The organism is Bacillus infantis (assembly GCF_020171945.1).
GTDB classification, from domain to species: domain Bacteria; phylum Bacillota; class Bacilli; order Bacillales; family Cytobacillaceae; genus Bacillus_AB; species Bacillus_AB infantis_A.
Genome location: NZ_JAIVAP010000018.1, coordinates 19,047 through 31,341 on the forward strand (window position 1 = coordinate 19,047; position 12,295 = coordinate 31,341).

Consider the following 12,295-nt stretch of genomic DNA (forward strand, 5'->3'; position numbering starts at 1 on the left):
GCTCCTTTTCTATAAATTGATGTCGAGAGTGACAGATGGAGGATTCTTAGGTGAAATTCCCAGATAGCTATAGGTTTCTGAAGGGGAGGATTGCTGGAGCCTCTTTTGAATGAGCGACACGGCAATGCCTTTTGAATAAGCATGATAGCCAAAGGTTTTTCTTAGTGTGTGTGTGCCGACAGGCTCTTCAATGCCGGCGGCCTGGGCAGCCTCATTAATGATCCGGTACGCCTGTACTCTCGTGATTGAATTTTTGGACTTCCTTGACTTAAAGAGCGGGTCTTCCCAGTTGAGGCCATTCTCCTGGATGCATGTGTGGAGGGCTTCACGGACCTGCAGATTGAAATAGATAGGGGGAAAGCAAGCTTCAGAGGTATGCAGATAGGAAAGGATATTTCCGCTTTCATCTGCTGCGTCCTTTACCTGCAGGTGAAGCAGGTCATTGATGCGTATTCCGGTGTTGATGCCAAGCAAAAACAAGCAATAGTCGCGGGAAGAGCGGGATTGGAGCCATTCCTTCATCATCAGGATCTTTTGTTTGTCAGTTATTGCACCGACTGTTTTCATTTAATCACCTCCAATGTAACTTAATCCTATTATAGCATATGGTTATGTAACATGAAAAAGACTAGCATCACGTAGGGCTTAGATTAAAGTCTTTTTATCCTGAAAAAACATGAAATGGCAAAGTGATTTTGTTACGATAGAAAGAAAACAGCCCGGCTTATAATCAATGGAGGAACTATGTTAAAGAAGCTTATTATGCCTATTATTTATATAAGTGAGTGGGTGGTGTTTTTTTATGCTGTCCTCTTTATGATTGTTTTTAATCTAACTTATTACGTAAACATGGTCATAATTGATATGCCTTGGGAAGAACGTACCTCCCTGCCTTTTATAAAGACTGTGCTTATCATGACAGGTGCATGCATGGTTTGTTTCCTTTATATCAAATACGTGAAAGGAAGAAGGATCTATAAGTATGTAAAAGATATCCTTTGGGGTATTCTGTTTGGAGTAAATGGCCTGCTGTGTATCCTTTTGCTGGGTATAAGCCTTATTTTTGAGCTGCCTATCAATGAACGGGTTCTGCTGGTATTGGCCTTCATTGCAAGTGCAGGATTTTTTTTGCGGTGTATCAGAAGCCTGTTGCTTTCTTATATAGAACGCCCTTTTTCATCCAGGTAACAGTACAGCCAACATGGTGATCAGGACCATATAATAAGCGCATGGATGTTAACATCCATGCGCTTGTGAATACTTTGATAACAGGGAATATCCCCATTTAAAAGCCTTTTATAAGAATTTCACACATACAGGGTAAGGAACTGAAACATCCTTCTGCAGCAGGGATAGCCTGCCGCTTTGTGCGTCACGGGCAAACAAAGTGAGGTTTCCGGTTTCCTGGTTGGAGGCAACGATATATCTTTCTGAAGGATCGAGCACAAAGTCGCGCGGCCAGTTTCCTTCAGTTGAAGTATGTTCGATGAAATCCAGCTTGCCGGTTTCTTCATTTACAGAGTACACGGCAATGCTGTCATGTCCGCGGTTTGCGGCATAGACAAAGCGGCCGTCAGAAGAGATATGGATGGCGCTTCCCTGGTTATTTTCCCGGAATGTTTCAGGGATGGCCGGTACTGTCTGCATTACCTTGAAGCTGCCGTCATTGGGGCTGTATTCGAGCACAATCACCTCGGAGCTCAGCTCTGTCATCACATAGGCAATATTCCTTTCCGGGTGGAAAACAAGATGCCGCGGCCCGCTGCCAGGCTTTACATCCAGTTTGGCCGCTTCCTTCAGCTGCCCTTCATTTAATTCATAGGTAATGATTTCATCTGTCCCCAGGTCAACGGCGGCAATATAATTCTCATCTGGCGTAAAGCCTGCATAATGGGCATGCGGCTTTTCCTGGCGGTCAGCATTTGGGCCTGAACCCTCATGCTGGGCGACCGAAGAAGCAGAAAGAAGAGAACCGTCTCCTGTCAGACCGTATGTTTCAATCGTACCTTTATGGTAATTGGCTGTCACTGCAAGGCTTGACTCTTTATTTACGCTGATATGGCATGGGGACGCACCCTCAGACAACCGGCGGTTCAGTTCTGTAAGCCCGCTGCCATCACTGATGGAGAACGCGGCAGCGCCGCCCTGCGTCCCTTCCTTTACGACAGAATAAAGGCGGGTTTTATCTTCGCTGATTGTCACATATGTAGGGTTTTCAAGCTCTGCGGCGAGCTTGACGTTTTCAATCCTGCCGTTTTCTGTATTCAATTCAAAAGAATAGATGCCTTTGCTGTCGCCTTTTGTATAGGTGCCGATAAATCCGGAAAAATTATGGTCCTTCATTACTATTTCTCCTTTCAACATGCGGATTGCCTCTATTATATCATGAACCTTTTCAGTGTATTCAGCAGGATGAAAAAGCCAAAGGACCTGGCGGGTAGCCTGCCAGGTCCTTGTTGGCCAGCTGAGCCCTTATCCTTTAGGATAGTCTGAATTTGGCTGGCGCGGGTCAGTATAATCGCGGTTCACTTCATCTCTAAGCCTGTCTTCATCTGCAAATGGATTGCTTACCACCTTATCGCTGAGAGGGGTGTTTGGATCTATATTTTCATCCGTATACAGGCGGTTTTGATCATTGTGGTCCTGGAATGCATTTTCGCCTTTATCCAGTTCGCCCGGGTTTAGCGGATCGACTAGATAGTCGTCATACCTATCTTCCTGGTCCGTTGCGCGGATAGCTGTATTCCTGTCTGTTGTGCCTACGAAATCTTCATCAGTGCGGCGGGCGTCATTGACAGCTCCTCCGGTGAAGATCGTTTCATCATCTGTCAGGCGGTCGCGGTTCCGGTCATCGGGATCGACCAGGATCAGGATTCTTCCTTCTTTTACCTCTGCTTCATAACGGTTGGCCTCCTCTTCCGGGATGCCCATGCCGATCAATGCGCCTGCAAGTCCGCCTGCCCCGGCGCCAACCGCTGCCCCGGTTAGTGTTGCAGCAATCGGACCTGCCGCAACGATCGGTCCAATTCCAGGGATTGCAAGGGCGCCGATGCCCACGAGCAGCCCTGTGAGCCCGCCCAATGCTCCGCCGGCAGCAGCGCCAGCCGCAAGGCCTTCCTCTGTCTTCGTCCCGGTTTCCTCGCTCACAGCATCAAGATCATCACGGTTCTTGCTGATGACCGAAATGTCTTCAGCCCGGTAGCCTTCCGCCTTCAGCCGTTCAATTGTTTCAACCGCTTCATCCTCTGTTGCATATGAGCCCACTACACGCTTATTATCATCTGCCATGTTCATTCCTCCTTAATCGTTTAAAAATGTTTCTACTAGAGTACATACCCTCAGGTGAAAATGGCCTAAACCTCAGCCGGCCTGTAATATATGTCACAAAGTGCCTCCATGCCGGGGTTCAGATGAGGTCTGCGTTGCAATACTGCACGGAAATGCTATGATATAATTGTCAGACTCTTTCATGGGAGAAGGGATTGCATTGAGGAACGAATTGCTTAAGATTGGCACAAGAATAGTAGAGAGCAAAGAGCAGCTCGTCAATCACATATTTGAACGGGAATGCCCTTTCTATAAGGAAAAGCTTAAGAAATCGACTGTTGCCAGAAATCAGATAGCTGAATGGCGCAAAGCCTTGATTCAGATCCTGGGTGAATCATTATATACGGATCAGGAGGAAAGCGGGCGCAAAATTGAAAAATGGGCCCGTGAAACAGGAGAAACTGCGATAGAAAACGGCGTTCCCCTGGACGAATCCCTGCGTGTGCTGTCCCTGTTCAGATCGGTTATTTGGGACGTTTTCACTGAGGAGCTGGAGAAAAATCAATTTGCTGCAGTCACGATGTTAGATGTCAGCAAAATCATCAACCCGCTCCTGGATGAGGTCGCGTATATATTCAGCAATATTTACATGAACTACAGCACAAGGAAAATAGAAGTAGCCCGGACTGCCCTGCAGGAGCTGTCCGTTCCGGTCGTCCCGATTTCAGCGGATATTGCCGTTCTTCCGCTCGTTGGGGAAGTGGATACAGAGCGTGCAAAATTCATTATGGAAAAATGCCTGAAAAACAGCTCAGAGCTTCAATTAAAGCAGCTGTTCATTGATGTTTCCGGCGTACCAATGATAGATACGATGGTTGCCCATAATCTGTTTCAGATTGTAAAATCATTAAACCTGATCGGCGTGAAGGCAACTATGACCGGAATACGGCCGGAAATCGCCCAGACGATCGTGGCTCTCGGAATAGAATTCCGGGACATCCCGACAAGGGCAAATCTTAAGCAGGCGCTGATGGCAGCAGGATTCGAGCAAACTAAAAGATGATATTTGTGTGAAACTTATATACAAATGAGGAACTAACTGAATTTAAAGTGATACACTAATCATATACAGTTGAAGGGAAATCTATTAAGCAGCCTTCTGCAAAAGCGGGGAGTCGAACATGAAGCTGGGATTAATCATCGTTATAGCCATTATCATTCTTTCTTTAATTTTTACCCTTATGCTGGCCGGCAAAAGTGATGCTGACTACTCAAAGTCAGCCAGGAAAAATACGGTCAACCTGACTGTGATTTATGCAGTAGTCATTCTGCTTTCTATTGTCGCACTGGGTGTTTATATAAAATGGGGAATCTAAAAAAGTGAAGCGGTGCACGCTTCACTTTTTTACAAGATAATAAAGTATATTTTTTGCACTTCGATTACTGTCTAGCTCCAGCGCCTACCCCCTCGAGGTCACAAGCCAATCCTGCCAAAAAGGCAAAGAACGCCTTCTCGGCAGGATCGTCTTGAGGCCCCCAGGATGGGGGGCATGCAGACGTTGCCACAGGACGTGGCGTTTTTAGTCTGCGTTCCTTTAGGGAGCAAGGCGCTTACGCTTTTCTTAATTGGCTGCCTGCCATTGTCTCTGCACCTGTTCCTGTGCAAGGCGGGCAATTTCCTCTTCTTGAGTCCCTCTATGTGCGATTACATTTGTCATATAGTTTTTTCCGCCGTGATTAACGGTTACAGTTACTTGTACCATGCTTTTTTATTCCTTTCTTAATGATATTTTAATATAGTGATACCATTTTAAAAGGAAAATGAAACCTGTTTGCATAAATTATTGACCCATTCTATCACTTAGAATGGAAGGGGCATTTCCCTTCGATTGGCTTGATGTCATCGCCGATGAAGTATTGCTTCCATTCCCGATGCTCAGGGTCCCCGTAATGGCTGATATTTGGGTGCTTTGGCAGTCCATCCCACTTTTCCACTCGTTCCCTGACTTTTTCCCTGGACATGATTCCTCCTTTAGAAGTGCCTTCAAGTCCCTCAAAGATTCTCCGCGGCTGGAATCCCAGCACAAGACTGTTACCTAGATCCCTTGTTTTCCGCTGTTTATAGGCTGGCGCGTTTCCAAATACAAAGAATGGCTCTTCGGCAAAAGAGAATGCCCATAGATGGTGGTCCGGGTCCTCAGGATAATCTTTAGGCCAAGGTTTTTCATCCTGATCATGAAGATACTGGAGGATGTTCCAGAAATATTCGCGGTAGTAAGGGATATCCTTCTCTTCTTTTTCCGGCTCCACAAAAACAAACAAGCCATGGCGGATAAGCTTTGGGGCATCAAATAGGTCAATGAACTCTTCCAGCGCCTTCGGAAGCTGTGACCAGTCATCCTGTGAAATATACGCATAGCGCAGCTCTCCGCGGTTTTCAGCAGTCATGCCGAAATAGCAGGGGAAGGTCTTGTCTGTGACGGTTTGATGGAAGGTCTTATATTCTTCTATGACCCATGCAGGCACAATGTCAGGGTTGGTCATATCTTCTTTTTTCAGCAATGCTTTTTGGATTGTTTTCATAATCAGCTCTCCTAAAATGATTTTTAGAAGCCGGCTTCCCGCAGGAGGCCGGCTTCATCCCGTGCTTCAAATTATCTCTCGTGCGCGGCTGCTATTCTTCTCTGTTTTCATTCATGCGATTATGCTCCGGATTTATCGGATCAGCGTTATCAGGCGTCATCGGCCGGGCAGGACCTGAATCTCCAGCTTGATTGCCCATAGAGGCATCTGGAGTCATTGATTCTTTAATCTGGGCGGTGCGGGCATCTTTATTGATGCTCGTCTGCTCAATTTTACGGTCTAGCTTTTGCAGATACTTGGCGGCAAAATCCTTTCCTCCTAAACCGAAGGCAAGGCCAAAGGCGAGAGCCAGTCCGCCGAGTATAAGGATAAAGGCAGAATTGACGATGGAATGGGCGACGCCAAGCTGGTCCAGGGCCATAAAGATGGAAACGGCTACGATCGCATATTGCGCCACAGATGATAGAAGGCGGAAATGAGGGCCTTCCAGCAGGCTTGAAAGCAGCTTCTTTACCAGGGTTCCGAGCCATAATCCTGCGCCAAGAATGACAAGGGCTGCAAGAACATGAGGCAGATAGGCTATGACACCGGTTGCCAGTGTGACAAGGAAGTCGAGCTTCAGCAGGTTCAGAGCCTGTACAACAAATAAGAGGACAACAATGATCTGGGCAATATAGCCAAACAGCTGGGAAATCCCGCTTTTTGCAGCCCCGGGTTTATTTTTCCTGAATCCAATGCTATTAAAATATGAGTCTGCGCCGATTCGTTCAAGAAGGCCGGCAACCATCTGCCTGACCCATTTTCCGAGCCAGATGCCCGCAAGGATAAAGGCGATGGCGACAATGATATTCGGGATCATGGTGAGGACATCGTTCAGCATGGCAATCGCAGGCTGTGATATTCCTTCCAGATCCAATTCTTCGAGAGCCGCGATTACGACCGGGATCATAATGAAGACAAAAACGATATAGCCGGCAACAGATGAAAGGGTGGTCCCATCAAACAGCTTGGACAGGCCGAAACGCCCGACAAGCTTTTCCGTACCGATGCTCTGCAGGAAGCTCGTGACAATATCACGGACCAGCTTGGCGATGAACCAGCCGATAAACAGAATAAGGGCAGCGGCAAGGAGTTTAGGAAGGAAAGCCAGAATATCATTGAGCATGCTGGCAAACGGTCCGGAGACTCCCTCGAGGTTCAAGGCCGACAGCACGGCAGGAAGGGAGATCAGCAGAACCAGATAGAATACGATATTGGCAGCTTTATCGACGATATTGGAGGAGTCGTGATCTCCTTTAATGAATTTATATTTGTTCAGTGTTTCATGGACGCGAAGCGTTCTGCCTCCACGCTTGATGAGAAACTTGAGGGCGGATGCCACCAGCCAGGCAACCAGCAGGATCAAAGCTGCCTTTAAAATGCTTGGGATGGCACCTGTAATAGTCGAGAACATGCCTACTAGCGGAGTAGCCAGGAAGCTTAAGTTTAGGATATTGAAGAACCAAATAAAGACAAAAATGAGGATGAGAATATAAACGATTTTACTTATGATTTTCTCAGGGGAATACTTTCTGTTTCCCGACTCGGCAAACAGTTTGTTATCAAGATTGGTTTTGCGGAGGCCTTTCAGGACCGCCTTTTCAACCGCCTTTGCAATGATCCATCCCAACAGGAGGACGACTAATGCCAGCAAAAGGTCGGGAAGCTGGTTCAGATAGCCATTCCAGCCATTCCAAAATGCATAATTATTATCCAACTAGATCCACTCCTTAACATAGATATTTACATTTACCCAGTGAGTTAGCAGATAAACAGGCTGCAGGCAGCCGAATTGGAAAATAAAGTTTGGAAAAGCAAAACCTTTTTCCTGCGAAGCAGTCTAATATTCAGGAAAACAAGAGGGGGATCGATCAGCCTTGGAGAATATTGTCCGCAAAGCCATAAAAGGGGATGATGAAGCTTTTCTTGATATCATCCGTTCCTGCAAGGCGGATTTGTATAAAACCGCACTTGCCTATATGCGAAATGAGGAAGAAGCTCTTGAGGCCGTGCAGGAAGTAACCTTCCGGGCTTACAGGAGCATAAAAGATCTGAAGCAGCCTGCCTATTTCAAGACATGGATCATCCGTATCATGATCCATTACTGCTGCGACAGGCTCAAGAAGCAACACAGGCTCGTATATAATGAACAGCTGCTCCTCGCAGCGGGCGGGGAAGAGGATACTCTTCTATTCGAGGTCCAGGATGCGATGGAGGCGCTCGATGACCGCTCCCGTGAACTGCTGACGCTAAAATACTTCCACGATCTTAAAATCAAGGAAGTGGCTGCCCTGTACAACCGTCCGGAAGGAACCGTGAAAACATGGCTCAATAAAGCGTTAAAGTCATTAAGAGAGAAGCTCAAGGAAAGCGGGGGGAAGATGGATGTTTGAAAAGGAAGAAAAAAAGCTTGAAGCCATACGAGAGCGGTATCAGGAATTTCCTGTGCCGGATGAACGGCTGGAGGAAGCTATCATGAAAGGGTTCCAGCAAGCCAAAGCGGCTTCCCCGAAGAAGCGGTTCATCAAAAGGAGCTGGCTGCCCGGGATTGCGGCCGCCCTGCTATTGCTCGGATTTTTGACCAGCATCAGAGTTTCCCCGGCCTTTGCCCACTATGTCGCAGAAATGCCGGGTATGGAAAAGCTGGTAGATCTCATCCGGTATGACAAGGGCTGGATATCCGCCGTGGAGAATGACTATATGCAGCCGCTCGGCATATCCCAGGAGAAAAACGGGGTCCGGGTCACTCTTGATGGTGCTATACGGGATGAGCGGGGGCTGGTGGTATTTTACACAGTTGAGTCAGAGGAGAAGCAGGTGCTTCAAACGGAGAGGATTATTTTAACTGATGCAGATGGCAATGAGCTTCCGCCGGGAGCTACTAGTTATGGAGGTGCTAGTTATACTGAGGAGCCAGTTAAATCTGTAAATGATTCAATAGATTACTTTGCTATTGAACCTTTAAAAGCGACTGAATTCAAGATAGAGGTGAAAATTAAAACAGAGAAGGGGCTTGAAACATTTGAAATGGCTTTCTCTGTGGAAAATTTAAAAGCGAATAAGAAGGTGTATACGCTAAACAAGACCGTATCTATTAAAGGTCAGAAAATCACCTTCAAGAATGTAACTATCTATCCATTGCGCGCAGCTGTACATGTGACATTTGATCCGGAAAATAACAAGAAGATCTTTAATTTGGACGATCTGAGGCTTGTTGATGAAAACGGAGAAGTTTGGTCAGGGATTGTAAACGGAGCAACAGCAAGCAGTTTAGCTGAAAACGAGGAGATTTTCTATTTGCAGAGCAATTATTTTAAAGAGCCGAAGGAGCTGTATCTGACACTAAATAAAGTAATGGCTGTAGATAAAGAGGATACAGAAGTGGTTATTAATACGGAAACAAAACAAATTCTGAAGCAGCCAGTAGGTGAAAAATTGTCAGGAGTGGAGTTGGAAGGGAGAAATCTATCCGTGCAGGTTCGCGCCGGCCAAGATTACCATCATCAGCTTTTCCTAACTGCTAAAGATGCTGAAGGTAGAGATCTAAGCAACGGCGGCTCATTCTTCCATACCAGCGGAGACGGTGTATACCAGGAATATGGGCTGATGCTATCTGAGGCGGATCCGCTCAAATATAAAAATCCAATCACTCTTAAACTAGGAGCGTTTCCTGCCTGGATTAAGGGGGATATAAAGCTGCCACTGAAATAGGAAATGTGAGATCTGGAGATTTTCAATAATCGGGTCGGACAACAACAGGCAAGCCTTGTCTGTTCTATATGGGACCATTTATGAAACGAAGAATTTGTTAGAACCAGGCCGAAATGAAGTAATGCGGCCTGGTTTTACTTATGACCTAAGTCAGTTGCGGTTAAAATGTCGTTTTTACTAAGGCCAATGCTTCACCAGTTCATATTGTCAAACACCTGAAAAACCGCCTCCGCATTTCGTCTCTAGCCCCTCGAGTCATAAGCCACTCCTGAATTGAAGGCAAAGAACGCCTTCTATCCAGGAGCGTCTTATGCTGGGGCCCGCAAGACGTGGCGCCTGTAGCCTGCGTTCCTTAATCTGAGCAAGCTCCCCCCCCCGCATTTCGTTACCCCAACAAAACATCCTCACCCGGATACCGAATTTTCTCCGGTTTTTGTTTGGCGAAGGAGAAGGCGAGTGTGAGCGGGCCGAGTTTGCCCAGGAACATGATAAAGATAATGATTTCTTTTCCAATTCCGGACAGGTCGGCGGTGATGCCCATGGAGAGGCCGACAGTTCCAAAGGCGGATACGACTTCAAATATGATTTTAATAAAAGGCAGATCTTCCGTAATGCTAAGGACAAAGATGGCGATAAAGATAAACAGGATAGAAATCATCGAGATGGCCAATGCTTTTGTCAGATAGTTGACGCTGATAGTTCGGCGGAAAATGACAATGTCCTTTTTGCCGCGTATAAATGTGATGACAGCCATGATAATGATGATAAAGGTCGTCAGTTTAATTCCGCCGCCGGTGGATGCGCTCCCCGCGCCCACAAACATTAACAGCAGCATATACAGGACGGTTGTATCCTCAAGCCCGCCGATGTCAACGGAATTGAACCCGGCTGTTCTGGGCGATACAGCCTGAAAATAGGATGCCCAAAGCTTTTCCCAGCTGGTCAGATGGGCGAGGGTCTGCGGATTATTGTATTCAAGATAAAAGATGATGGCCATTGACACGATATTGACTGCAAAGGTGCCCACAATCATCATTTTGGAATGGAGCGACAGCCTTCTGAATTGCTTTGATTTCCACAAATCGGCCAGTACGGTAAATCCAAGGCCCCCGATGATGAAGAGCATAGAAATCACAATATTGATGACAGGGTCGCCGACAAATTGGCTCAGGCCATCCGGCCAGAGCTGGAAGCCGGCATTATTGAAGGCAGAAACAGAGTGGAAGAGGCTGTAATAGAAGCCATCCCACCATCCGTACTGCGGAACCCATCTCAGGCAGAGAAAGAACACAGCGATGGCCTCGATTGTAAAGGAAAAAATAAACAGATAGCGCACGAGTCGGATGACCCCGCCGACCGACGTCTGGTTCAAAGCCTGCTGCAGGACGAGACGCTCCTTGAACCCGATTTTCCTTCCGAGCATCAAGTAAATCAGCACAGCGAAGGACATGATGCCAAGACCTCCAAGCTGGATAAGGCACATGATGACAGTCTGGCCGAATAGAGTATAGGTTGATGCGGTATCAGCCACTGTCAGCCCTGTCACGGTCATAGCCGAGGTGGCTGTGAACAAGGCATCGATCCAGGAGACGTCTTGGACTGTTGAAAAGGGTAGCTTGAGCAATGCTGCCCCCAGCAGGATGAAAAACAAAAATATAAAGGTCAAAAGCTGGGGCGGCGTGACATTCAGGTACTTTCGCTTCATGATCGGTAGAGCTCCTTTTTCCTCAGATGGTGAAAAGTAAATTTATTTTTGGCCATAAAAAAACCATTCTTATCCACGGAAAAGAATGGTCAATATGTCTATTGGCCTTTCTCTCAATATGCTTACGGAGTTAGCTGCCGGATTAGGAATTGAGAGCTTCCTTCCTGGCCTGCGCCAGGATTCACCCCGGGCAGGCGCAAACAGCCTCCTGCCATATTGGTTCCCCCGTTCTTAACATAAGATTCAGCAAAGGTATGAAATTCAAGTTGATTATAATCTATAAAATACTCCCGCTCATTCGCAAAGTCAATCAGGAAATTGTGAATTTTTCCTATTTAAAAAACCGTGCAGAGTGCACGGCTTTGCCCGGTCTATTTTTCCTCCAGATGAATTCTTCGGTAATCTTCCTCCAGAATGCTCATCATAATGGAATCATGGTACTGGTGATCGTAAAATAAAGCCTCGCGCTGGACGCCTTCCTGCTTGAATCCAAGCTTCTCGTAGACATGGAGTGCCCGGTCATTATAGACAAAAACGTTCAGCTCGATCCTGTGCAGATTCAGCACACCGAAAGCATAGCCAAGCATGAGCTCCATTGCTTCGCTGCCGTAGCCGCGCCCCTGGTTCTCTTCCTCACTGATGTTCACACGGATATTGGCATTGCGGTTGGTGCTGTCTATATCCTGAAGGGCAATATCACCAATCACTTCATTCGTTCCATCAAGGACAATCAATAAGAGGATGGAAGATGAGTCCTCCGCTTTTTCTTTAATATAAGAGAAGATCTGGTCTTTTGAAAAGGCTTTTTTCAGACCGGTGAGCTTTCTTGACTGTTCATTATAGAGCAGTTTCACATATATATCCGTATCATCAGTACTGATGGGCCGCAGATAAATCCGCTCTCCCTGCAGGAACCGTATTGCATCCATTCGTACTCCTCCTTGTTTTCTCTTAAATACAATATAATCCAATCCAGCTCATATAAAAATA

General features: G+C 46.6%; 12 protein-coding genes and 1 riboswitch. Of the genes, 4 read left to right on the forward strand and 8 right to left on the reverse strand.

Annotated features, from left to right (window positions below; all coding sequences use genetic code 11):
- Nucleotides 1–9: 9 nt before the first annotated feature.
- The 3 genes from LCM00_RS19435 to LCM00_RS19445 all read right to left on the reverse strand — a co-directional run bounded on the left by LCM00_RS19435 (nucleotide 10) and on the right by LCM00_RS19445 (nucleotide 3,288).
- A complete protein-coding gene (locus tag LCM00_RS19435) occupies nucleotides 10–567 on the reverse strand; it encodes a tyrosine-type recombinase/integrase (RefSeq protein WP_224905168.1) in 558 nt (185 codons plus the stop codon).
- Nucleotides 568–1,296: 729 nt separating this feature from the next.
- Nucleotides 1,297–2,343 carry a lactonase family protein gene (locus tag LCM00_RS19440; RefSeq protein ID WP_224905170.1) on the reverse strand — a complete coding sequence of 349 codons (1,047 nt, stop codon included), beginning with the start codon at nucleotides 2,341–2,343 and terminating at the stop codon, nucleotides 1,297–1,299.
- A gap of 129 nt (nucleotides 2,344–2,472) precedes the next feature.
- Nucleotides 2,473–3,288, reverse strand: a complete 816-nt coding sequence (locus LCM00_RS19445; protein WP_224905172.1) for a general stress protein — start codon at nucleotides 3,286–3,288, stop codon at nucleotides 2,473–2,475.
- 199 nt (nucleotides 3,289–3,487) lie between these two features.
- On the opposite strand from LCM00_RS19445, the gene LCM00_RS19450 reads away from it, so the two are divergent.
- Entirely contained in the window at nucleotides 3,488–4,330 is an 843-nt protein-coding gene (locus LCM00_RS19450) for an STAS domain-containing protein (RefSeq protein WP_224905174.1), read from the forward strand.
- Nucleotides 4,331–4,448: 118 nt separating this feature from the next.
- Nucleotides 4,449–4,643, forward strand: a complete 195-nt coding sequence (locus tag LCM00_RS19455; protein ID WP_009795711.1) for a hypothetical protein — start codon at nucleotides 4,449–4,451, stop codon at nucleotides 4,641–4,643.
- Nucleotides 4,644–4,889: 246 nt separating this feature from the next.
- Here LCM00_RS19455 and LCM00_RS19460 read toward each other — a convergent pair whose 3' ends face one another.
- The 3 genes from LCM00_RS19460 to LCM00_RS19470 form a co-directional block, all read right to left on the reverse strand.
- Nucleotides 4,890–5,030 carry a BA3454 family stress response protein gene (locus tag LCM00_RS19460; RefSeq protein WP_009795712.1) on the reverse strand — a complete coding sequence of 47 codons (141 nt, stop codon included), beginning with the start codon at nucleotides 5,028–5,030 and terminating at the stop codon, nucleotides 4,890–4,892.
- 94 nt (nucleotides 5,031–5,124) lie between these two features.
- Complete coding sequence (locus LCM00_RS19465) at nucleotides 5,125–5,850, reverse strand: YqcI/YcgG family protein (protein ID WP_224905176.1); 726 nt, start codon at nucleotides 5,848–5,850, stop codon at nucleotides 5,125–5,127.
- 91 nt (nucleotides 5,851–5,941) lie between these two features.
- Nucleotides 5,942–7,606: a mechanosensitive ion channel gene (locus tag LCM00_RS19470; protein WP_224905178.1), complete on the reverse strand. Its 1,665-nt coding sequence runs from the start codon at nucleotides 7,604–7,606 to the stop codon at nucleotides 5,942–5,944.
- A gap of 160 nt (nucleotides 7,607–7,766) precedes the next feature.
- Between LCM00_RS19470 and LCM00_RS19475 the strand changes: the two genes are divergently transcribed.
- Nucleotides 7,767–8,282, forward strand: a complete 516-nt coding sequence (locus LCM00_RS19475; RefSeq protein ID WP_224905180.1) for a sigma-70 family RNA polymerase sigma factor — start codon at nucleotides 7,767–7,769, stop codon at nucleotides 8,280–8,282.
- Nucleotides 8,275–9,600: a DUF4179 domain-containing protein gene (locus tag LCM00_RS19480; protein ID WP_224905182.1), complete on the forward strand. Its 1,326-nt coding sequence runs from the start codon at nucleotides 8,275–8,277 to the stop codon at nucleotides 9,598–9,600. The genes LCM00_RS19475 and LCM00_RS19480 overlap by 8 nt, the downstream gene beginning before the upstream one ends.
- 385 nt (nucleotides 9,601–9,985) lie before the next feature.
- Here LCM00_RS19480 and LCM00_RS19485 read toward each other — a convergent pair whose 3' ends face one another.
- A complete protein-coding gene (locus LCM00_RS19485) occupies nucleotides 9,986–11,305 on the reverse strand; it encodes a TrkH family potassium uptake protein (protein WP_224905184.1) in 1,320 nt (439 codons plus the stop codon).
- A gap of 105 nt (nucleotides 11,306–11,410) precedes the next feature.
- Nucleotides 11,411–11,564: riboswitch (cyclic di-AMP (ydaO/yuaA leader) on the reverse strand.
- A 112-nt stretch (nucleotides 11,565–11,676) separates the two neighbouring features.
- Nucleotides 11,677–12,234, reverse strand: coding sequence for a GNAT family N-acetyltransferase (locus LCM00_RS19490; RefSeq protein WP_224905186.1), 558 nt, complete (start codon nucleotides 12,232–12,234; stop codon nucleotides 11,677–11,679).
- Nucleotides 12,235–12,295 lie beyond the last annotated feature (61 nt).

Excerpts from the sequence above, each read along its gene's own strand:
- LCM00_RS19445 (WP_224905172.1), bottom strand. The coding sequence starts at position 3,288 with ATGGCAGATGATAATAAGCGTGTAGTGGGCTCATATGCAACAGAGGAT.
- LCM00_RS19490 (WP_224905186.1), bottom strand. The coding sequence starts at position 12,234 with ATGGATGCAATACGGTTCCTGCAGGGAGAGCGGATTTATCTGCGGCCC.
- LCM00_RS19455 (WP_009795711.1), top strand. The coding sequence starts at position 4,449 with ATGAAGCTGGGATTAATCATCGTTATAGCCATTATCATTCTTTCTTTA.
- LCM00_RS19460 (WP_009795712.1), bottom strand. The coding sequence starts at position 5,030 with ATGGTACAAGTAACTGTAACCGTTAATCACGGCGGAAAAAACTATATG.
- LCM00_RS19440 (WP_224905170.1), bottom strand. The coding sequence starts at position 2,343 with ATGAAGGACCATAATTTTTCCGGATTTATCGGCACCTATACAAAAGGC.
- LCM00_RS19480 (WP_224905182.1), top strand. The coding sequence starts at position 8,275 with ATGTTTGAAAAGGAAGAAAAAAAGCTTGAAGCCATACGAGAGCGGTAT.
- LCM00_RS19485 (WP_224905184.1), bottom strand. The coding sequence starts at position 11,305 with ATGAAGCGAAAGTACCTGAATGTCACGCCGCCCCAGCTTTTGACCTTT.
- LCM00_RS19465 (WP_224905176.1), bottom strand. The coding sequence starts at position 5,850 with ATGAAAACAATCCAAAAAGCATTGCTGAAAAAAGAAGATATGACCAAC.
- LCM00_RS19435 (WP_224905168.1), bottom strand. The coding sequence starts at position 567 with ATGAAAACAGTCGGTGCAATAACTGACAAACAAAAGATCCTGATGATG.